Genomic DNA, 19,158 nt, shown 5'->3' with positions numbered 1-19,158 from the left:
GTATTTACTAGAAGAAAATAGGAATTAAGTAAAAAATAAGGATGTGTTTCGAAAAGGATAAGAATGAAGAGATAGAATGATGGTGGAAATGGAGTGGAAGCAGAGGTTTTTTCTCCTGAAAACAAAAAAGTTTAGACATTTAGGAAGTGACTATTTATGTATACTCAAATGAATGCACCTGAAAAAAGATTATCCAAGGATGCGGTTAAAGTTTGGCTTATTAGTGAAGCAATCACGAACCTTATTGGATTCATGATCCTTGGACTATTGTTTTACCTGGATTACCGCTTTTCATGGAAAGAATGGATTGGCTGGATTCTGATCGGCTTAACCGTGATTTCTGTAATAGGTTCTGTCTGGTCATGCATCAATCCATTTTTGCTGTATAAAAACTGGCGCTACGATGTAGATGAAGAGTTTTTGCAAGTAAAGTCCGGCGTCTTATTTGAAGAGCATCAGCTAGTCCCAATGACAAAAATCCAATCGGTAGCAACCAAACAAGGTCCGTTACTCAGAAGATACGGACTCTGCACAATTTCTATTGAAACGATGGGATCATCCCATACAATTCCCGCTCTTTCCAAAGAGGTAGCTGCTTCATTGGGACATCAGATTGCCCGTTACGCAAAGATTAAGGAAATCGAATCATGACAGAGACGACAAGATATCATCCACTGCTTGTTCTTTTCCGCTTATGGAAACTGGTCAAGAATTCCATTTTCTTTGTTGTTTACTTGTTCATAATTAAAGCTGATTCAGAATCTGCTTTTGTAGAGTATGGCAGGCTTCTTTTTTTCGCGGTCTTTGGAATCATCTTTATATCCATCATCTTGAAGTGGTTTACTCACAAATACAAACTGGATGATCAATCTTTTCACCTTTATAATGGGATTTTCAGTAAATCAGAGCGAACCATCCCCTTTTCGAGCATTCAAAATGTGAATCGGCATACCTCTTTCTTTCACAGAATGTTTCATGTAACGTCGACTAGTTTTGAAACGGGAATGACAGGGGAGGAAGCTGGGGTAAAATTTGAAGTGATTTCTCAATTAGATTCAGAACGAATCGAAGCCCATATAGCAAGGGCAGATTATAGCGGGCCGACCACGGTCTCTCCTGACGTTGCCAATATCGAATTATCTTCTCAAAAAGAAACGGAAAGAGTGAGTTTGAATCGAACCACTCATTTTAAACCTTCCAAATTGTCCATTTTAAAAGCATCCTTCACATCACTTAGCTTTTTGGTGCTTGTTCCTATAATCGGCTCTTTTTATTTCAAAATCGATGAGATTTTTCATGTAAAAGAAGAAGCAGAAGGTCTATTCTCTGCTGTCATGAGCTCTGCATGGCTGGTTATAGTCATCACCATCATACTCGTTGCTGCTTCAGCCGTTTTCGGCATTGTGCGGACATTCTTAAAATACGGGAAATATCACATCTCTTCAGACAATGAACGCATCTACATTACGAAAGGTATCATCGAAGAAACGACCTTTTCCATATCCAAAGATAAGGTGCAGGCGATCGAAATCAATCAATCCATCATGAAACGCTTGCTAGGACTTGCAGAAGTAAAACTGATAAGTGCAGGCAGTCTGAGTCTTGGCGAAGATACCCTTGAGATAAATTCTCTCTATCCATTTTTGCCTGTTAAAAGGGCATATGAAATGATATCTGAAATTTTGCCTACTTACGAGGTAACATCAAAGATGACTCGCCTGCCAGTCAAATCCCTTTGGGTCCGTTTGTTTAAGCCGAGCTGGATCTGGATCACAGCAACGGCCGCCCTCTTTTATTTCAAACCGGCCGTTCTTGGTATGGAACAAGCTTGGTGGATATTATCCGCTGTCCTGTTCATCACGATCAAAGGAATAAGGGTGCTCGACTTTTTAAATACACGCTACACGTTGAACGATCGCTTCGTCCAATTCAAAACCGGCAGTCTGACTACGTGTTTATTCGTTTCCAAACGAGATAAAATCATTGAAGTAAAAGTAACCAGGAACATCTTGCAGAAAATGTCCGGCCTCGCATCAATCGGAACCATCAACCGGGCCAAGCCGGTCCGTCATGCCGGTGTCAGTGATGTGCCGTTGGAGCTGGCTGCCTCGCTATACCAGTGGTATATGGAGCGGAGAAGGGAAATAGAAGTTGAATGAATTGCGGCTTAAACCCGTGTGCCGTATAAAGTGCCTTAAATTTATCCGGAAAGAGAGAAGTGATATGTATCATCATTTGTCTATATTCAAAAATTTCTTTTTCAACCTCAGAATCTACTATTTGGGTGTTTGTTGAATAACGATTGCTGCCAATGCCAAGTCTGCTTCTGCATTTGCAGCTGGCATATTCAACGGTGTAATTCTGACAGATCCAAACGAGCCAAAAAAAACAACAAAAGAGACTGTTCAGTTCTATTCTGATTTAGTTGAAGAATATCAAGTTGTTGGCGGAGAAAAAGGACTGCCTGACAGCACGGTTGCAAAACTGTTTCAATAATAATGATTGAGAGCCCTGTTGAAGAATCAGGGCTCTTTTTAGCAGAAGGAAAACAAAAAAGCATGCAGCTCAAAATCCTGCACGCTTTTTTGCTTATTCCTCCACGTAATTCGGAGAATGATATACGCTCTTCGGATTTTTCTCAAGGTTTAAAAATAATGGTTTGGCTGATCTCCAGCCGATTGCATGAAAACCAAAACGCGGATTATTCACCTTGTAGGCTTTACTGGCATTAAGCAGCTTTTTCCGGAATCTATCACTCATTTGCTCTTCTGTACCCTGAGTAGTGTAATAGCCGTAATTAATATACAATCTTGTATCCTTGCTGATTTCCCCTTCATTATACAAGTCATTTAATGCTTCTCCAGCTACCCTATGATCGTTATGTAAATCATAATAGGAAAAGCCCCGGTGCAATGCTCCCGGAAACTTCTTCTCGTAGGTTAAAATGATCTCCCTCATATCCTCCGTTGTTACTTTCCCATCGGGCAGGTCAATAAAATGAAGATTGTTCATGTGAACCCCCAATGATTTAGCCGACCTCTTAAATTCCTTGTCTCTGATCTTACCAAATTGCTCTGGCTCAATCTGCATCTGTTTAAAAACATTAGATGCCTGTCCATCCGTATACAGGACCAAGTGAACATCGTATCCGCTCTCAATGTGATTTAATATTCCGACTCCGAATGTTAAAAGTTCATCATCCTGGTGTGGTATGTAATAGACGGCAACCGGCATTCCTTCGGTGTACCGTATTTTTGAAGCATAAACTGCCTGATTCGAGAACGCATAAAACATGAAAACTGTTAACAATAAAATGGCAAATCTCTTTTTCATCGTTTACCCCTTTGTTAGTTCAAACAAATTGAATGAAACTAGTACTTTTAAACTCCATTAATAAGTTAAACACAACGATAGTAACATAAGCAATATTTTTAAGGGGAATATAATTTAATATTTTCATAACTTTTTTACTGGTTCTATATTCCTTGTTTAGAGCAATTCTTGTAATCTACTAGAGTGAAAAAAGGGGGGGAAGGTAAGGGAGAACCTACTTATGTATATAATAAATGTAAGGAGAATTAAATATGAAGAAGACATCTATCAGGATTGAATTTTATATTATTGGCGATTATTTTCCATTAGAGGACGTTACAAATACTTTAGGAATATTTCCAACTGAATCGTATAATAAAGGAGAAAAAATTAGAGAAAATTTATTTCGAAAAGAAACAGTTTGGTCAATTAATACTCCAGATACTCATTCTCTAGACGTTAATAAACAAGTAACAAATACGAATCTATCTATATTGTCCTCTCCTTTCTATTACATAAAATACATCTCACCAAAAAGCATGCAGATTTAATCCTGCATGCTTTTTCACCTTCATCTTTTATTCTCACTTCTGCTTCCCTGCTTATTATTTCACTTTCACACTCGCAGCTTTGCTGACATTCCCTGCTGCATCAGAAGCGGTGATGCTAAGGATGGTATCTTTCTTTTGTTTGGCAATTGAAGCATTAAACTTCCCTTTATGGTCTGCCTGGGCGCTTCCGATGACCTTTTTGCCCACTTTAATGGTAATGGTGGCATGAGCCTCTGATTTGCCTGTGACAGATGTAGAATGGCTGTCTACTTTGTCTGCTTTTGGAGCTGAAGGCGCCGTTTTATCTGTGACAATGAACGTTCTGGTGCCGCTAATATTGCCGTCTGCATCAGTTGCTGTAAGGTAAATGATTGTTCCTGCTTTTTGTTTAGGAATTTTCACTTTGAAGTCGCCTGCAGCATTCGCAGTTGCCGTATACTTTTTCTTTTTTGTCCCGATGGTCACAGTTACAACCGAGCCGGCTTCTGCTTTTCCGGTTACTTCTTTAGAATGGTCTGATACTTCGTTAGCTGTTGGAATACTGGAATCAACTGTTTCTTTTACCGTAAGGCTCAGTTCTTCGCTCACATTTCCAGCCGCATCTGCTGCTGTAATTTTCAGCACGGTTCCTGCTTTTTGCTTAGGAATCGTTATCTTGTAAGAACCTTCGGAATCCGCGGCTGCTGTATATTTATCTTGTCCACTCATAACGGTAACAGTCGAGCTTGCCTCTGCTTTTCCCGTCACTTCTGTCGATTGATCTGATACTTCACCCGCAGTAGGTTTGCCAGGAGCTGTTTTATCTTTTACTGTAATACTCAGTTCTTCGCTCACATTTCCAGCCGCATTTGCTGCGATAATCTTCAGCACGGTGCCTGCCTTTTGCTTAGGAATCGTTACTTTAAAGGCGCCTGCAGAATCTGCAGCTGCCGAATATTTCTCGGTCCCGATCGTCACAGTCACCGTCGAACCGGCTTCCGCTTTTCCTGTCACTTCTGTCGATTGATCGGATACTTCATCCGCTGTCGGCGCAGCGACGGCAAGCTTATGCGTATAAATCTGCTCGCTGTATTCTGCTTGTCCTCCGGCATCTAAGCCATAGGTAAACCAGTATTTAATGACATCTCCCTCTTTTACATCATTCAATGTGTAAACGGAGTAGTTGTCACCGGCTTTATTCATCATAATGTTCTGCTGGGTAGTGCCATTTTTAATGTAATGAATAATGGCCCAAGGAGCATCATTCACATAAAACTCTACAGAATTTTCCTTGATGGTTCCGACACCGTAGCCTTCTTTTTCCGGTGCTGGCGGATCGGCCGGATCAGCCGGCAGCTCTGGGATTTCATAAAGATGCACGTTATCAATCGTTACTGTATGCTCTGCCAGTGCGTCTTGTCCATCCACTTTTCCTAATGCAAAAATAAGCTTTGCAGCAGGGTCGGTATTCTTTTCATGAGTAAATTCGATTGCATAGGTATTTGATTCTTCATTTACTTCAATCGTTTCCCACACATATTTGTCATAGCTGGTGCTTTCAAGAATCGCATCTATTTTTCTTCCAATGGTAGAGGACATATCAAAAACCAATCGATAGGACTTTGATTTTTCTAATGAAAGACCAAGCTGGCTGAATTGAACGCTCCAGAAATCACTGCCCAATGATGGGATCGTTATTTGCTTCTTTTCGCCTTCATTGCCGGAAGTGGCTCCAACATTCGACCATACTTCCCATGAAGCATTTCCATCTTTAAATGAAGGGTTTTTAATCTTATTTGAAGCAGGATTTTTCATTTCAAGGACGACATGATCAATGGTGATGCCATGCTGGTCATAATCAGCATATTTCCCTAATAAGAAGTTTAATTCGACGATTTCTTCTGCTGTTGCTTTGAATGAATAGGTAAATCTTTTACTTTCCTGTGTTAAAGATAGAGTTTTCTCAAATACTCTGTTAAATGCCGCGTTTTGAAAAACCAATTCCATATCCCGCGGAATTGTTGAACTGGCATCAAAGGAGACGACATACTCCTTGTCTTTAAGAAGCTGAAGTCCGGTTTGTTTGAATTGTACAGCCCATTTTTCAGCCCCCGCACCGCTGGCATCAAACTTTGGAATGGTTATTTCAGCTTTCCCATCTTCTGCGCTTATCTCATTGATAAAAGCATCATTGCTTTTCCAGCTCCATGCTGACCATGAAGTAAGCTCTTGGCTGAACGAACCGTTCTTTAACGGGAAGAGCTGATCTGCCGGTACTTGCGGTTCAATTGCGACAGTCACCGTGCATGCTGCTGTTTTTTGTCCATCTTCGGTTGTTGCCGTAATGGTCGCTGTTCCATTTTTCACAGCCGTTACAACGCCGCTTGCGCTAACTGTAGCCACAGATTCGTCGCTTGAGGACCAGGTTACTTTCTTATTCGTTGCATTTGACGGTTCAACGGCAGCTGACAGAGTTGTTTTTTGCCCTGCAGCCGTTAATACAGCTTCCGTTTTATTGATCTTTACGCCTGTAACAGGAACTGGTTCTTCTTCTTTCACTTCCTGTTTATACACGCGAACGTAGTCTACTTGCATGGAAAGAGGGAAATCATCCGGTGATGGTTCTATTCCTCCATCAAACCAGCCTCCTAAGGCAAGATTCATGATGATATAAAAGTCCTGATCAAAAGGGGCACGCGGATTTTCCCTAGCCGCTGCTGAATACCATTGTTCCTTTGTCACGCTGTAAAAAAACTTGCCGTCCACATACCAGCTGAGGATATCTTCCTCCCATATTAAACTGTAAACATGGTAGTCTGTATCAATTCTTCCTCCATCAGCAAAGGTTTGATCACCGGAAAGATACTTATTTAATGGCCATTCATCGCCAAAATGGATCGCTCCGCTTGTCGATTCGGGAACACGTCCTCTTGCTTCCATGACATCTATTTCACCAGAAGAGGCCCATCCTCCGTATACATCATCATTCGGCAGCATCCAAAGTGCCGGCCAGGCTCCGGTAACGGCAGGAAGTTTTGCGCTGAAATCAATTCTGCCGTATTTAAACGTGAATTTATCCTGTGTCGTGATTTTTCCTGAAGAATAGGGGGCTACACGGTTCGGGTCCTGCGGAAATGTCTTCGGATCGTCGAGTGCCTTTATGTTTAGTTTCCCGTCTTCTACAAAAACATTATCCTCACTGTCCGTATAGTGCTGAAGTTCATTGTTGCCCCAGCCCCATGTGCCCGGGTCATCGTTCAGATAGTAACCTGTGGAATAATTCCATTTGGTTTCATCGAGTTCCGTGCCATTGAATTCATCGCCCCAAGTTAGATTCCAGCCTGCAATTTCCGAGTTCTCAGACGTGCCGATTTGGATATCATCTAATTTTGTTTCATCCGGACGATAAGCATCCGGATTCCCGATGAACTTATACTGAACATAGTTGTCTCCGATTTCTCCGCCTTTTTCTCCATTAAGCGGATAGCCAATACGGAAATCCATGTCCTCCTGGATAGGCTGGAACCAAAGTCCAAAGATGTAATCCACCCAGTATCCCCACTGATTGGCAGAAGACATCCTGTTGTATCCATTAGAGGAATAGCTGAATTTCGTCAAATTGGATTCCAGGATATTGACCCACTCACCATCAACCTTCACTTCATAGACAAATTTATCGACTTCACTTTTGATCGCTGAGCCGCCGTCTATTTTTGGAAGAGGAAGGCCGATTGCCCCGTTCTGATCCGCTTCAAAAGTGGATCTGCCGTCAAAATTTGTGATCTTGAAGGAATTTCTCACCGGCACCGTAACCTTCAGCGTGTATTCAACAAACACATCAGGATTTGTTTTAGATGCCACTTTCACCTGCGTGGTTTCTTCTACAGGATTAAACCAGTAGCCCCCCGGTCCTTCCCACCAGTTTCCGAAATTCTTATCGTAGATCCATCCGCTGGCTGCATTGTTATCAATCGAAACCCAGTCACCATCCTGCTTGACAAAGAGGGCGATATCATCCTTTACATCTTTAAAGGTAGCCCCGCTGTTAAACCTCGGAAATTCAAACCCGACCCCTCCTGAAGGAGATACATCAAGTGCAGTAGCACCTGCCGGGGACATGGATGTAATTGGCTGAGGCACTGCCGGAGTAACGTTTAATGTATACTCAACAAAAACGCCTGGATTCGTTTTGGACGCCACTTTCACCTGCGTGGTTTCTTCTACCGGATTAAACCAATAGCCGCCCGGTCCTTCCCACCAGTTTCCGAAATTAGAGTCATAGATCCATCCGCTGTCCGGATTGTTATCAATTGAAACCCACTCATTATTTTGTTTCACAAAAAGGGCAATATCATCTTTTACGTCATCGAACGCCGCCCCATTATTAAAGGTTGGAAATTGGAATCCCGCCCCGCCGTCAAGTCCTACTTTTATAGAAGGATCGCCGACCGGAATCATGGATGTAATCGTCTGCACAGCGGCAGTTTCGGCCTCATTTTTGCTTAGTTCCTCTGCATTGCCTGTTAGTAATCCGGCATTGAATATGAGCATTTGAATGGCCAGTAAAAGAATCAGGATCCTCTTTGCTTTAGGCTTTCTTGTCATGTATTCATCTCCTTATTTCATTTTTTCTTCGCGTGAAACGTTCTGAATAGTTGAATATCATCTAGTCTTATGGAACTATAACCTTCACCCCGCAGTTTGTTAGCGCTTTCATTTGATTTGACCATTCTATCTTTAAATGGAGTCATTTGTTAGGGAGGAAATTTTGTATAGAGTGCAGATATTTTGTTTTTGGCTTGAACCATGAGGCAGTTTAAGTGATTCGGAGAAGATTCAGATGTTTTTTGTATTATGGAAATAAGGAAAGAGGGAAGTATGGCCTATGATTATGTGAAAAATCTAAAGATTTGTGCATGCTTAAGCAGTAACGGTTATAACTCTTCCTTTTTTCTTTAAAGGAGAATGGCAGCTGATTATTGAAATGGTAGAGAAGGTTATTAAAAGTTTGATGTTTTGGTAGATTTAGCCGGATTTCTTACACTTACAGTCCAAGGCCATTTGTGGTAAACAAAACAGCGGTAGTGTTAGTTGGAAATTTGAGCGCTGAAGGAGAGGAAACCATGATATTTTTATGTATGGGCTATTTTAGCCCGGAAAAAATGAATGCACGGCCAAGAGAAGAAATTGAGGCGGTAATGAGTGAATGCCAGCCTGTTATCGAGAAATTTTATGAAAGCGGTAAGGTACTTCTTGATGCAGGCCTTGAATCTGAAGTTAAGAGCCTGCGACGCGTAAACGGTCAGGTTCTTGTAACAGATGGACCTTTTAGAGAAACGGAAGATCTGATCGGAAGTGTATTTGTTTTTGAAGCAGAGAGTATGGATGAGGCAATTAAACTGGCCTCTCTTCATCCAACAACGCAAATCAGCAGAGGGGAAGAATTCGGCTGGCGGATTGAAGTCCGTCCTGTTCATTTCTTTAAGAATGAAAAATAGGCTGCCTTGAAAAAGTGTAACTGGTGATCAGAATGGAGCTTGAGACAGGAGAGAGAAAAAATGATTCTATCTTAATTCCACAGACGGAACTTTAATGGAATAAGAGAAAGGGAATTCCAATTTCAGATGGAGTTCCCTTTTTTATTCCTCCTTAAATAGCTCCTCCAAAAACCGCTCCCGGTTTTCCAGAAAGTATTTCGTAATTTGATAGTGATCCGTATCTTCGTACGTCCTTTTTGTCATTTGTTCATCGTCAAAGCTCAGAATGTCAGCGCCCGGAAAGCCTAGCAGGATGGGGGAATGAGTGGCAATAATGAACTGAGTGTCTCCGTTTTTCGTCAGGTCGTGAAGAATACGGAGGAGGGTGAGCTGCCGTGACGGGGACAGCGCTGCTTCCGGCTCATCAAGCAGATAAATGGCTTTGCTGCCGAAGCGGTTCAGGAACAGGGACAAGAACGACTCACCGTGAGACTGTTCGTGAAGCGATTTTCCTCCGTATGCACCGAAGACATCTCCTGAATAAGGATCTTCACTGAGCTCTTCAAGATGGGAGGCAAACTGGAAAAAAGATTCTGCTCTGAGAAAGAAAGCATTCTTTACTTTAGGCATCCATCCGAGCCGGATATAATCGCCAAGGTCAGATTGCGAGCTCCTCGGCTTGTAGAGATGGTGGCTTCCGCCTGCAGTGTTGAAGCCGCACTGATAGGCAACGGCCTCCAGCAGGGTTGATTTGCCCGAGCCGTTCTCACCGACAAAAAAAGTAACAGGGCTGGTCAGTCTCAGCTCATCCATATGGGATATGGCCGGGATAGAAAAAGGATATTTTTCAAAAGAGGGGATATTCTCTTTCAGCAGTTTGATTGATTTTAAGAACATGTTCATCACCTGCCTACAGTTTAGCAGATTCAGACAGACAATTTATACTCCCGGCGGCAGCAAAGTTCAATATAGGCGGCTGTTTTTTCTGCGATGATGTCTTTGTCAAAATCCATAGAGGCCACATGATAGGAATTCGTCAGGCTCACCATCTGCTTGAAAGGAGATGAGATGGAATGGAAAAGAACATCTGAGCTTGAGGCGGGAACAACATGGTCTTCTTCTGATTTGAAAATCAGGGCCGGACAGGTTATTTCAGACAGCACGGGCTTCGTTGTTTTGATGAGCGTCAGCAGGTTGTGGACAGCTTTAATCGGAACGGCTTCATACGTAATTTCTTCAATATCGTCCGCTTTGATATCCGGTTTTCCTTCTGGAATAAAACGGGGTTCGATCTCGTGCTGAAAAACCTCATAGCCTGGCACACTGAGTGCTGCATTGATGGTAATCAGTCCGTCAATTTCCTGGTGCCTGCAGGCAAGGTGAGCCGCTAATATTCCGCCCATGGACTGTCCGGCAACAAAGATCCTGCGGCACACTTTTCTTAGCTTTTTATAGGCTTCTTCGATATTTTGAATCCAGTCTGTAAAGCAGCAGTCTTCAAAATCGAGGGGAGTAGTTCCGTGGCCTTTCAGGCGCGGGGCATAAACGGTATAGCCTTTTGCGGCCAAAAGTTTTCCAAGCTCGCCTACACTCTGAGGCGTACCGGCAAATCCGTGGCAAAGAAGAATTCCGATCTCATTTCCTTTATGAAAAAAGCTTTCAGCTCCTGCAAGGACAGGCACATGTTTCGTCGTCATCATCATTTCCTCCCAATCAATTTTGAACTAAAAAACCCTCTCCTGCTTTCAGCTGACAAGAGAGGGTTTGTCTTTATCGGCCAAAGCATCGTGCTTTGCTGGTTGGAGCACCTTTCCGGCATGCGGCGGCTGCTGTGAAGTCATGGAGCCAGATCTCTCGTTCACTCTTGATAGGTTATATTTAATTCTTATTGGTTTAGTTGGTTTTATTGATTTTACCATGCAGCCAAGAGAGCTGTCAATCACTTCCTAAAGCAATCCTCTTCACAAAGCAGGCTGACTGGAGTAAAATACACATATTCCAATCAGACAGGTGGGTTTTAGTATGAAAACCATTCCAAAACCTCTAGTGTTAGTCAATCAATGGGTGATTGTGCTATCCGCTGCAGCATTCTGGATCAGCGGCATGGGCGTTTTTTTACTGGTGCCTCTTACGGCCGGAATCATGGGACTGCTATTTAAAGTTAACCCGATTATGAAAGCTGCCGGCACCTTTTTGAAAAAAGAGCCTTCAGCCTATATACAGGAAGATTTTGATCAGCAGCAGTTTAATCAGATGATAGCAGTGATCTGCCTAAGCCTTGGGTTTGCCGGATACATGCTTGACTGGACGGTACTTGCCTATGCGGCGACTATTATGGTTGCCATTGCTGCCTTTGCAGCGATTCTCGGTTTTTGCATCGGCTGCTTTATCCGTTTTCAGTGGCAGCAGTTTAAATACCGCAGACTTTCTAAACAGTCCAACTGATTTTTTAAAAAAGTGTTGACTTTCAGATAATACCGGAGTAAAGTAAGACACATCGAAAATATAGCTTCTTATCACGAGAGGTGGAGGGATATGGCCCTTTGAAACCTCGGCAGCGGACTCATTATGAGAACTGTGCCAACTCCAGCAGGCGTGCAGCCTGAGAGATGAGAAGAGCGAACGGTCTTTTTTTGCAGATCCAGCCTCTTCCTGTCTTTCAGGGAGAGGTTTTTATTTTTCTTTAAAATTTAATAACGATTTTCTTATCCAGAGAAGCGGAGGGACTGGCCCCATGATGCTTCGGCAGCGGACTTTTGAAAAAGTACTGTGCCAATTCCAGCAGGCAATTGCCTGGGAGATGAGAAGAGAACCGGTGATTCGTTATGCCATGCCCTCTTCTTGTCGGATAGAAGAGGGTTTTTTATTGCTAAAAATAAGGAGGTTACATAGATGATTGAATTTAAAGGCGTCACAAAGGTATACGGCAGCGGCGGCAATGAAGTGAAAGCTCTCGACGGCATTGATCTGGAAGTGAAAAAAGGGGAAATATGCGGAGTTATCGGATTCAGCGGAGCGGGCAAAAGCACGCTGATCCGCACGGTGAACCTGCTCGAGCGTCCAACAGCAGGACAGATCATTGTTGATGGACTTGACTTAACGGCTCTTTCCAAAAAGGATGTGCGCGGAGTTAAACGGAAAATCGGCATGGTGTTTCAGCATTTCAATCTGTTGAACTCAAAAACGGTCTATGCAAATGTGGCCATTCCGCTCCTGCTCTCAAATGTCCCCCAGAAAGTCATTAAGGAGCGGGTTGCCGAGCTTCTCTCGTTTGTAGGACTTGAGGACAAAGCGAATCAGTACCCTGATCAGTTGTCAGGCGGCCAGAAACAGCGCGTCGGAATCGCAAGAGCACTTGCTACACAGCCATCCATTTTATTGTGCGATGAAGCTACCTCAGCGCTTGATCCTCAGACAACAGCTTCGATTCTGAAGCTTTTGAAAAAAATCAACGAGGAATACAACATTACCATTCTCATGATCACACATGAAATGTCGGTCATCCGGGAGGTTTGCGATACAGTGGCCGTGATTGAGGGAGGAAAAATCATTGAATCAGGTTCTGTGTTTGACGTTTTCTCAAATCCGAAAACAAAGACCGCTTCAAACTTTGTCAGCTCTGTTCTGAATGATTCTATTCCTGAATCGGTCCTGAAGCTTGTTAAGGAAGAAAACAGCCAGGGACAGATTTTTAAAATTAATTTTGTCGGCAAATCCTCAGGGCAGCCGCTCCTTTCGCAGATTGCCAAGAGATTTGACCTCCATATCAACGTCCTGTTCGGCAACATTACGGAGCTTCAGGGAATTCCGTTTGGACACTTAATCGTTGAACTTCAGGGAACGGAAAGTGAAATAAAAAGAGCGCTTCTGGTAATGAACCAGGAGAACGTAACAGTGAAAGAGGTGAATGCACATGCTAGTTGATTCTCAGCAAATCATTGATGCTTTAGTTGAAACACTCGCCATGACCGGTTTTTCTTTACTTTTCTCAACGTTAATTGGGCTTCCGCTCGGGGTGCTGCTGGTCATTACCAGGAAAGGACACTTATGGGAAAATGCCATTATATTTAACATTTTGAATGGAGTTGTGAACATCTTCCGCTCTGTGCCGTTCATCATTTTGATGGTGGCGATTGTTCCGCTGACGAGACTGATTGTCGGAACGTCGATCGGAACAGCTGCAGCTGTTGTGCCGCTTGTCTTCTACGCAGGTCCTTATATTGCCAGATTAATAGAGAACTCGCTGCTTGAAGTTGACCCGGGAGTCATTGAAGCGGCAGAAGCAATGGGGGCAACGCCAAGCCAGATTATCTTTAAATTTATTGTGCCGGAAGCATTAAGCTCACTTGTTTTGAGTCTTACGATTGCGACAGTCGGACTTGTCGGTGCATCTGCGATGGCAGGGGCTGTCGGCGGAGGCGGGCTTGGAGACCTTGCCATTACATACGGCTACCAGCGCTTTGACACGGTTGTCATGATCATTACAGTGGCCATTCTTGTTGTCCTCGTTCAGGGACTGCAGACCTCAGGAAACATTTTATCGAAAAAAATCAGAAGACGATAGGAGAGAACAATGATGAAAAAATGGATTATTTTAACACTGATTGCAGCACTAGCCGCTTTTGCTGCAGGATGCGGAAATAAAACAGCAAGCGGAAAAGAAGAGGTGGATGTAAAAATCGGTGTCAGCGGATCTGATAACCGAATATGGGATTTTGTTGCCAAGAAGGCAGAAAAAGAAGGCATCAACATTGAGATTGTCAGATTTTCAGATTATGTGCAGCCGAACCTGGCACTTTCAGAAGGCGAGCTAGATGCCAACGCGTTTCAAACGATTTCTTACTTTAATGCCTTCAAAAAAGAACATAATCTTGACCTGACTCCAATCGGAACAACGGTCATCGCACCTCTAGGCCTCTACTCGGATAAATACAAATCTGTTGAAGACATTCCGGAAGGCGGAAAAATTGCTGTTCCGAATGAAGCGACTAACATGGGAAGAGCGTTCCTCCTTCTTCAGGCAGCAGGCTTAATTGAACTTCCTGAAGACTTTGACGGCAACGGATCTCTTGATAAAATCGTCAAAAATCCGAAGAACCTTGAAATCGTGCCTGTCGTCGCAGGCCAGACACCGCGTGTCCTTCCCGATGTAGCAGGTTCTATCATCAACAACGGAATTGCCGTTGATGCAGGATTTAATCCGATTAAAGATTCTATTTTCCATGAAGATGACACAGCCACACCATATATCAACATTATCGCAGCACGCACGGAAGACAAAGACCGCAAAGAACTGAAACGCATCGTTGAGCTTTACCAGGAGGAAGACACGGCTGACTTTATCAAAAAAGAATATGACGGAGCCACGATTCCTACATTTGTCCCTCTAAGTGAAATTGGAGAATAACCATTGAGGAGGAAAGAGCATGAGCACAGCAGCTGTTACGCTTAAAGAGCAAATCATTGATGAAATAGAATCAAGAAAGGCAGAGTATCTGAAGATCAGCCATTCGATTCATGAAAAACCTGAAATCGGCAATGAGGAATACTTTGCTTCAAAGCTCCTTTCCGACTTGCTTGAGGCAGAAGGATTTACAGTTGAACGCGGAGTGGCAGGACATGAGACGGCGTTTCTGGCCCGGAAAAAATCGACATTAAAAAGTGGTGCATCTGTTGCGTTTCTGGCAGAATACGATGCGCTTCCGGGACTTGGCCATGCATGCGGCCACAACATCATCGGCACCGCAAGTACAGCAGCAGCGATTGCCCTCGGCAGACAGATTGATGAAATTGGCGGAGAAGTAGTCGTTTTGGGAACACCAGCAGAAGAAGGCGGCCCGAACGGCAGTGCGAAGGGAAGCTTTGTAAAGCACGGGCTGCTTGAAGGCATCGATGCGGCCCTAATGGTGCACCCGTCGAACGCTACGAGAATAACGGGGAACTCCCTTGCAGTGGATCCGCTCGATTTTGAATTCATCGGAAAGCCGGCGCATGCTGCAGCTGCTCCTCATCAGGGAATCAATGCCCTGGATGCAGTCATTCAGCTTTTCAACAGCATCAATGCCCTTCGCCAGCATGTAACGGACGATGTGAAAATTCACGGAATCATCACGCACGGAGGCGATGCCCCGAATATCGTCCCGCACTATGCGAAAGCACGATTCTACATCCGCGCGGCAACAAGAAAAAGGTGCTCAGAAACAACAGAACGCATCAAAGCTGCAGCACAGGGAGCAGCCTTGGCGACAGGCGCTAAGCTGAATGTGATTGCATTTCAAAATGAAGTCGACAACCTGGTGTTAAACCGGACATTTGATTCCGTTTTTAAACAGCAGCTTGAAAGTCTCGGAGAAACAGTGGAAACGTCTGAGCGCGAAGGCCTCGGCTCAACGGACGCCGGCAATATCAGCCACGTTGTTCCGACGATCCATCCGTACATCAAAATTGGACCTGATACCCTCGTCGGCCACACAGACGAATTCAGGGAGGCAGCCAAATCAGAGCAGGGGGACGCAGCGCTTCTGCTCGGTGCAAAAGGCCTTGCCCTGACCGCGCTTCAGCTGCTGACAGACCCTGTGCTTCTGGATGAGATTAAGGAAGAGTTCAGACAGCGGAAGGAATTGGAGGTATAGGAAGAGGCTTTGAAAAAAATCATTGAGCAAAAGAAAAATCCGGACTGTAATTAGTTCGGATTTTTTGATGTATGTAAAGGCTTCTATAGTTTTCAAGAATGCTGCCACTTTTCGAGTGATGAGACTCTCAATTGTGGCGCCATTCCCGGCAGTACTGTCACTTTCCGAGTGATGAGACTCTCAATTGTGGCGTCATTCTCCGTAGTGGTGCCACTTTTCGAGTGAAGACTCTCTCAATTGTGGCGCCATTCAGCATAGTGGTGCCACTTTTCAAGTGATGAGACTCTCATTTGTGGCACCATTCAGCATAGTGCTGCCATATTTCTAGTGAAATCCCCCGCAATTGTGGCGTCATTCTCCGTAGTGGTGCCACTTTTTGAGTGAAGACTCTCTCAATTGTGGCGCCATTCCCCAGAATGCTGCCATATTTCATTGATGGATCCCCATTTTAGCCGCAACTCACCGCGATGCCAAATTTAAACAAAATATTCCCCGAATCACAGCTCTTTTTTAACTTTTGTCCGCTAAACTAGGTGAATACCTTTATTAAAGAAAGCGGGACAAACCATGAAAACAAAATGGAAAAAAATCATCCGGACTCTTTTTCTGCTGATTGGAGCAGTCATTTTGCTGAGCTTCATCCTTCATCAAGGGATCACATTCTATGAGCAGAAGAAATACCAGGCTCCGGGGCAGCTTGTCAAAGTAGACGGCAGGAGCATGCACGTTTACACAAAGGGTGAAGGGAAACATACGATTTTGCTTTTAAGCGGACTCGGAACGGCTGCACCAGTCCTTGACTTTGAACCGCTGGTAAATGAATTGGCAAAGAACCACAAGGTCGTGGTTGCAGAACCATTCGGCTATGGATGGAGTGATGGGACAAATAAAGCGCGCACAGTGGAAAACATGGTGGAAGAGGTGCGGACGGCACTGAAGAAAGCCGGCATCCAAGGACCGTATGTTTTGATGCCTCACTCAGTCTCCGGGGTCTACAGCATGTATTATGCCAATGCCTATCCAGATGAAATTGAAGCAATTATCGGAATTGACCCAACCCAGCCAAAGGCTTTTGACTTTTTTAATGAAAAAGCTCCGTCGGTTCCTTCGTTCGTTCGTGCTGCCTCTGTACTTGGTGCTGCCAGGTGGGCGGCGGCATTCACGCCTGAAGACTTTCTTCCGATTGCAGAGGAAGAAACATATTCAGAAGAAAATAAAAGCATGACCAAACGAATTACCGCATGGAAAAGCTATCATAAAAACGTCATAGATGAAGCGAATGAACTGAGCAGAAGTGCGGAAAAAACAGAAGATATGACGTTCCCCCCGCATATTCCCGTTATGATTTTCCAAGCGGAGGATAAGGATCAAAAAGCAAAAGACGAAAAAATTAAAACGTTTTATCTGGATCAAATGAGCCATGCGCAAGAACACAAGCTTGTTTCGCTTGCGGGGCATCATTATCTCCACTGGACAAAGTCAGCGGAAATAAGCGAGTATACGGCAGAGTTTCTGAAAAAGTAAGTTTACAATTCGGTCTTCTTCCCGAGCAGCTTGCCAATAAGAATGGATTCCCACATGCGCCAGGGAAGTATCCGTTTTAAGAACAGGGATATCCGGACGCCTTTTCCAGCCGGATATCTGAGCTTGGCCAATGAGTTTTTTGCACACAGCTTAACAATCAGTTCAGCGACATCAGCCGGATCCCCAAGCTTTTCCTTTCCCTGTTCAAGTTCATTTTCAATGGCATTCATATACGCAAGATAAGGCGAATCTTCTATGGAAGATACTTTTCTTCCCGTTGTCCAGATGTTCGTAGAAAAAGAGCCAGGTTCAATCAGTGCGACATCAATGCCGAACGGCTTCACTTCAAGTCTTAAGCTCTCGCTGTATCCTTCAAGCGCATGCTTTGATGCTGCATACGGTGAGAGGCCGGGAAAGCCGATCAATCCGCTGATGCTGCTCATGTTGATAATTTTTCCGCTGCGCTGTTTGCGCATATATGGCAGGACCGCCTGGGTAACAGCAATGGCACCGAAGAAATTCGTTTCAAACTGGCTTTTATAGTCATTCACCGTTACTTCCTCTCCAAATCCGCCAAAGGCAAATCCGGCGTTGTTGATTAGAATGTCGAGTTTGCCGCTCTTTTTTAAATACTCCTTTAAGCCATCAATCGATTCCGGGGACGTGACGTCAAGCTCGAGAACCGTCACTCTTTCTTTGTGTTCTCCAAGCATCCTGAAAAGGTCCGTTTGTTTCTCCGTATTCCTCATAGAAGCGATGACGCGGTATCCTTCCGCTGCAAGTCTGCAGGCGGCGAGCATCCCAAAACCGCTTGATGCACCTGTAATGAGCACTGTTTTTTCATTCATAGGGCGTTACCTCCGTTCAGGCATGTCTTTTCTCCATTATATATGGCGGCAGCACGGAGTAGAGCCATTTTAAATTTATTATAATAACTCTTTATTTTTTTTATAGGAACACTTTAAGGAAATATAGTTGGAGAAGAACATCACTGAACAAAGAGTTAATAAAAATCCTGAAATTTCTATCCATTCATTCGGATTGTCAGGTACCTTAATAAGAGTCATATATGCTGCTATAAATATAACTATAAAAGTGACTGTTTTAATAAAAATGGACCTTAATTCTTTAACGTATGCCTTTTCTGATGTGATATCGGTATATTCAATTCCGGATATGATGTATCGTCCATATACATAAAAGAGAAAGACAGCAATAGAACAAAGCAATACTATCTCTGCACTTATCTCAAAATACCGGCCGGTAATAACCATCACAATTAGAAAAAGGAAGAGGACTATTCCACCTTCAGATAAAAAATACAGCATTTTTCTTTCTTTATATTCATCATCCGGTATTAGTAAAGATATCCAAGATTTCATTCGTTTTCTACCTCCCAGAATAAATCATTTAACGTTTTATTAAGTACCTTCGCTATGGCAATACAGAGTTGAAGACTCGGATTGTATTCTCCTTTCTCAATTAGTCCAATTGTCTGTCTGGTTACACCCGTTTTTTTAGCTAATTGTTCCTGGGTCATTGAAATGCTGATTCGAGTTATTTTGACATTATTTCTCATTATCCCACCCTGCACCTAATGTAATATATACATTGCATTTGTAATGTATATATTACATTTATTGAAGTGAAAATTCAAATCATATTTAACTAAACTGACCAATT

At 43.5% G+C, this 19,158-nt stretch carries 17 protein-coding genes and 3 riboswitches; of the genes, 10 read left to right on the top strand and 7 right to left on the bottom strand.

What is annotated here, in order from left to right; genetic code table 11:
• Window positions 1-156: 156 nt before the first annotated feature.
• Together ACTSEZ_RS11375 and ACTSEZ_RS11370 are read left to right on the top strand one after the other, a co-directional pair.
• The gene (locus ACTSEZ_RS11375) at window positions 157-651 is read left to right on the top strand and encodes a PH domain-containing protein (protein ID WP_369734323.1); all 495 of its coding nucleotides are present in this window, start codon (window positions 157-159) and stop codon (window positions 649-651) included.
• A complete protein-coding gene (locus ACTSEZ_RS11370) occupies window positions 648-2,159 on the top strand; it encodes a PH domain-containing protein (RefSeq protein ID WP_369734322.1) in 1,512 nt (503 codons plus the stop codon). Before ACTSEZ_RS11375 ends, ACTSEZ_RS11370 begins: the two co-directional genes overlap by 4 nt.
• Window positions 2,160-2,589: 430 nt before the next feature.
• Here ACTSEZ_RS11370 and ACTSEZ_RS11365 read toward each other — a convergent pair whose 3' ends face one another.
• A complete protein-coding gene (locus tag ACTSEZ_RS11365) occupies window positions 2,590-3,333 on the bottom strand; it encodes a PIG-L deacetylase family protein (RefSeq protein WP_369734321.1) in 744 nt (247 codons plus the stop codon).
• A 251-nt stretch (window positions 3,334-3,584) separates the two neighbouring features.
• Here ACTSEZ_RS11365 and ACTSEZ_RS11360 point away from each other — a divergent pair, with 251 nt between their 5' ends.
• Window positions 3,585-3,863: a DUF4279 domain-containing protein gene (locus ACTSEZ_RS11360; protein WP_369734320.1), complete on the top strand. Its 279-nt coding sequence runs from the start codon at window positions 3,585-3,587 to the stop codon at window positions 3,861-3,863.
• Window positions 3,864-3,917: 54 nt separating this feature from the next.
• Here the strand turns inward: ACTSEZ_RS11360 and ACTSEZ_RS11355 are convergent, their stop codons facing one another.
• Window positions 3,918-8,447 (bottom strand): Ig-like domain-containing protein, encoded by a 4,530-nt coding sequence (locus ACTSEZ_RS11355; protein WP_369734319.1) that lies wholly within the window; start codon window positions 8,445-8,447, stop codon window positions 3,918-3,920.
• 518 nt (window positions 8,448-8,965) lie between these two features.
• On the opposite strand from ACTSEZ_RS11355, the gene ACTSEZ_RS11350 reads away from it, so the two are divergent.
• On the top strand, window positions 8,966-9,340 hold the full coding sequence (locus tag ACTSEZ_RS11350; protein WP_369734318.1) for a YciI family protein: 375 nt from the start codon (window positions 8,966-8,968) through the stop codon (window positions 9,338-9,340).
• Between the two features lie 141 nt (window positions 9,341-9,481).
• Here ACTSEZ_RS11350 and ACTSEZ_RS11345 read toward each other — a convergent pair whose 3' ends face one another.
• A complete protein-coding gene (locus ACTSEZ_RS11345; protein WP_369734317.1) occupies window positions 9,482-10,216 on the bottom strand; it encodes an AAA family ATPase in 735 nt (244 codons plus the stop codon).
• A gap of 29 nt (window positions 10,217-10,245) precedes the next feature.
• The gene (locus ACTSEZ_RS11340; protein ID WP_369734316.1) at window positions 10,246-11,016 is read right to left on the bottom strand and encodes an alpha/beta hydrolase; all 771 of its coding nucleotides are present in this window, start codon (window positions 11,014-11,016) and stop codon (window positions 10,246-10,248) included.
• A 70-nt stretch (window positions 11,017-11,086) separates the two neighbouring features.
• A riboswitch (SAM riboswitch) is annotated at window positions 11,087-11,193 on the bottom strand.
• A 148-nt stretch (window positions 11,194-11,341) separates the two neighbouring features.
• Between ACTSEZ_RS11340 and ACTSEZ_RS11335 the strand changes: the two genes are divergently transcribed.
• From ACTSEZ_RS11335 to ACTSEZ_RS11310, 6 genes are all read left to right on the top strand, one after another.
• Window positions 11,342-11,764 carry a DUF4395 domain-containing protein gene (locus tag ACTSEZ_RS11335; RefSeq protein WP_369734315.1) on the top strand — a complete coding sequence of 141 codons (423 nt, stop codon included), beginning with the start codon at window positions 11,342-11,344 and terminating at the stop codon, window positions 11,762-11,764.
• A gap of 65 nt (window positions 11,765-11,829) precedes the next feature.
• Window positions 11,830-11,935: riboswitch (SAM riboswitch) on the top strand.
• Between the two features lie 86 nt (window positions 11,936-12,021).
• A riboswitch (SAM riboswitch) is annotated at window positions 12,022-12,126 on the top strand.
• Between the two features lie 85 nt (window positions 12,127-12,211).
• Window positions 12,212-13,243 carry a methionine ABC transporter ATP-binding protein gene (locus tag ACTSEZ_RS11330; protein ID WP_369734314.1) on the top strand — a complete coding sequence of 344 codons (1,032 nt, stop codon included), beginning with the start codon at window positions 12,212-12,214 and terminating at the stop codon, window positions 13,241-13,243.
• Window positions 13,233-13,883: a methionine ABC transporter permease gene (locus tag ACTSEZ_RS11325; protein WP_369734313.1), complete on the top strand. Its 651-nt coding sequence runs from the start codon at window positions 13,233-13,235 to the stop codon at window positions 13,881-13,883. The genes ACTSEZ_RS11330 and ACTSEZ_RS11325 overlap by 11 nt, the downstream gene beginning before the upstream one ends.
• Before the next feature lie 12 nt (window positions 13,884-13,895).
• Entirely contained in the window at window positions 13,896-14,726 is an 831-nt protein-coding gene (locus ACTSEZ_RS11320) for a MetQ/NlpA family ABC transporter substrate-binding protein (RefSeq protein ID WP_282035323.1), read from the top strand.
• 19 nt (window positions 14,727-14,745) lie between these two features.
• Complete coding sequence (locus ACTSEZ_RS11315; RefSeq protein ID WP_369734312.1) at window positions 14,746-15,951, top strand: M20 family metallopeptidase; 1,206 nt, start codon at window positions 14,746-14,748, stop codon at window positions 15,949-15,951.
• A gap of 567 nt (window positions 15,952-16,518) precedes the next feature.
• Window positions 16,519-17,475 carry an alpha/beta fold hydrolase gene (locus tag ACTSEZ_RS11310; protein ID WP_369734311.1) on the top strand — a complete coding sequence of 319 codons (957 nt, stop codon included), beginning with the start codon at window positions 16,519-16,521 and terminating at the stop codon, window positions 17,473-17,475.
• A 2-nt stretch (window positions 17,476-17,477) separates the two neighbouring features.
• Here ACTSEZ_RS11310 and ACTSEZ_RS11305 read toward each other — a convergent pair whose 3' ends face one another.
• From ACTSEZ_RS11305 to ACTSEZ_RS11295, 3 genes are all read right to left on the bottom strand, one after another.
• Window positions 17,478-18,323: an SDR family oxidoreductase gene (locus tag ACTSEZ_RS11305; RefSeq protein ID WP_369734310.1), complete on the bottom strand. Its 846-nt coding sequence runs from the start codon at window positions 18,321-18,323 to the stop codon at window positions 17,478-17,480.
• A gap of 78 nt (window positions 18,324-18,401) precedes the next feature.
• Window positions 18,402-18,857: a DUF3278 domain-containing protein gene (locus ACTSEZ_RS11300; RefSeq protein ID WP_369734309.1), complete on the bottom strand. Its 456-nt coding sequence runs from the start codon at window positions 18,855-18,857 to the stop codon at window positions 18,402-18,404.
• On the bottom strand, window positions 18,854-19,054 hold the full coding sequence (locus ACTSEZ_RS11295; RefSeq protein ID WP_369734308.1) for a helix-turn-helix transcriptional regulator: 201 nt from the start codon (window positions 19,052-19,054) through the stop codon (window positions 18,854-18,856). The genes ACTSEZ_RS11300 and ACTSEZ_RS11295 overlap by 4 nt, the downstream gene beginning before the upstream one ends.
• Between the last annotated feature and the right edge of the window lie 104 nt (window positions 19,055-19,158).

This window comes from Metabacillus mesotrionivorans (genome assembly GCF_052171315.1).
Taxonomy (GTDB): Bacteria; Bacillota; Bacilli; order Bacillales; family Bacillaceae; genus Bacillus_P.
This window is presented reverse-complemented; position numbering and strand designations above follow the sequence as displayed.

Excerpts from the sequence above, each read along its gene's own strand:
- ACTSEZ_RS11375 (WP_369734323.1), top strand. The coding sequence starts at position 157 with ATGTATACTCAAATGAATGCACCTGAAAAAAGATTATCCAAGGATGCG.
- ACTSEZ_RS11370 (WP_369734322.1), top strand. The coding sequence starts at position 648 with ATGACAGAGACGACAAGATATCATCCACTGCTTGTTCTTTTCCGCTTA.
- ACTSEZ_RS11365 (WP_369734321.1), bottom strand. The coding sequence starts at position 3,333 with ATGAAAAAGAGATTTGCCATTTTATTGTTAACAGTTTTCATGTTTTAT.
- ACTSEZ_RS11360 (WP_369734320.1), top strand. The coding sequence starts at position 3,585 with ATGAAGAAGACATCTATCAGGATTGAATTTTATATTATTGGCGATTAT.
- ACTSEZ_RS11355 (WP_369734319.1), bottom strand. The coding sequence starts at position 8,447 with ATGACAAGAAAGCCTAAAGCAAAGAGGATCCTGATTCTTTTACTGGCC.
- ACTSEZ_RS11350 (WP_369734318.1), top strand. The coding sequence starts at position 8,966 with ATGATATTTTTATGTATGGGCTATTTTAGCCCGGAAAAAATGAATGCA.
- ACTSEZ_RS11345 (WP_369734317.1), bottom strand. The coding sequence starts at position 10,216 with ATGTTCTTAAAATCAATCAAACTGCTGAAAGAGAATATCCCCTCTTTT.
- ACTSEZ_RS11340 (WP_369734316.1), bottom strand. The coding sequence starts at position 11,016 with ATGACGACGAAACATGTGCCTGTCCTTGCAGGAGCTGAAAGCTTTTTT.
- ACTSEZ_RS11335 (WP_369734315.1), top strand. The coding sequence starts at position 11,342 with ATGAAAACCATTCCAAAACCTCTAGTGTTAGTCAATCAATGGGTGATT.
- ACTSEZ_RS11330 (WP_369734314.1), top strand. The coding sequence starts at position 12,212 with ATGATTGAATTTAAAGGCGTCACAAAGGTATACGGCAGCGGCGGCAAT.
- ACTSEZ_RS11325 (WP_369734313.1), top strand. The coding sequence starts at position 13,233 with ATGCTAGTTGATTCTCAGCAAATCATTGATGCTTTAGTTGAAACACTC.
- ACTSEZ_RS11320 (WP_282035323.1), top strand. The coding sequence starts at position 13,896 with ATGAAAAAATGGATTATTTTAACACTGATTGCAGCACTAGCCGCTTTT.
- ACTSEZ_RS11315 (WP_369734312.1), top strand. The coding sequence starts at position 14,746 with ATGAGCACAGCAGCTGTTACGCTTAAAGAGCAAATCATTGATGAAATA.
- ACTSEZ_RS11310 (WP_369734311.1), top strand. The coding sequence starts at position 16,519 with ATGAAAACAAAATGGAAAAAAATCATCCGGACTCTTTTTCTGCTGATT.
- ACTSEZ_RS11305 (WP_369734310.1), bottom strand. The coding sequence starts at position 18,323 with ATGAATGAAAAAACAGTGCTCATTACAGGTGCATCAAGCGGTTTTGGG.
- ACTSEZ_RS11300 (WP_369734309.1), bottom strand. The coding sequence starts at position 18,857 with ATGAAATCTTGGATATCTTTACTAATACCGGATGATGAATATAAAGAA.
- ACTSEZ_RS11295 (WP_369734308.1), bottom strand. The coding sequence starts at position 19,054 with ATGAGAAATAATGTCAAAATAACTCGAATCAGCATTTCAATGACCCAG.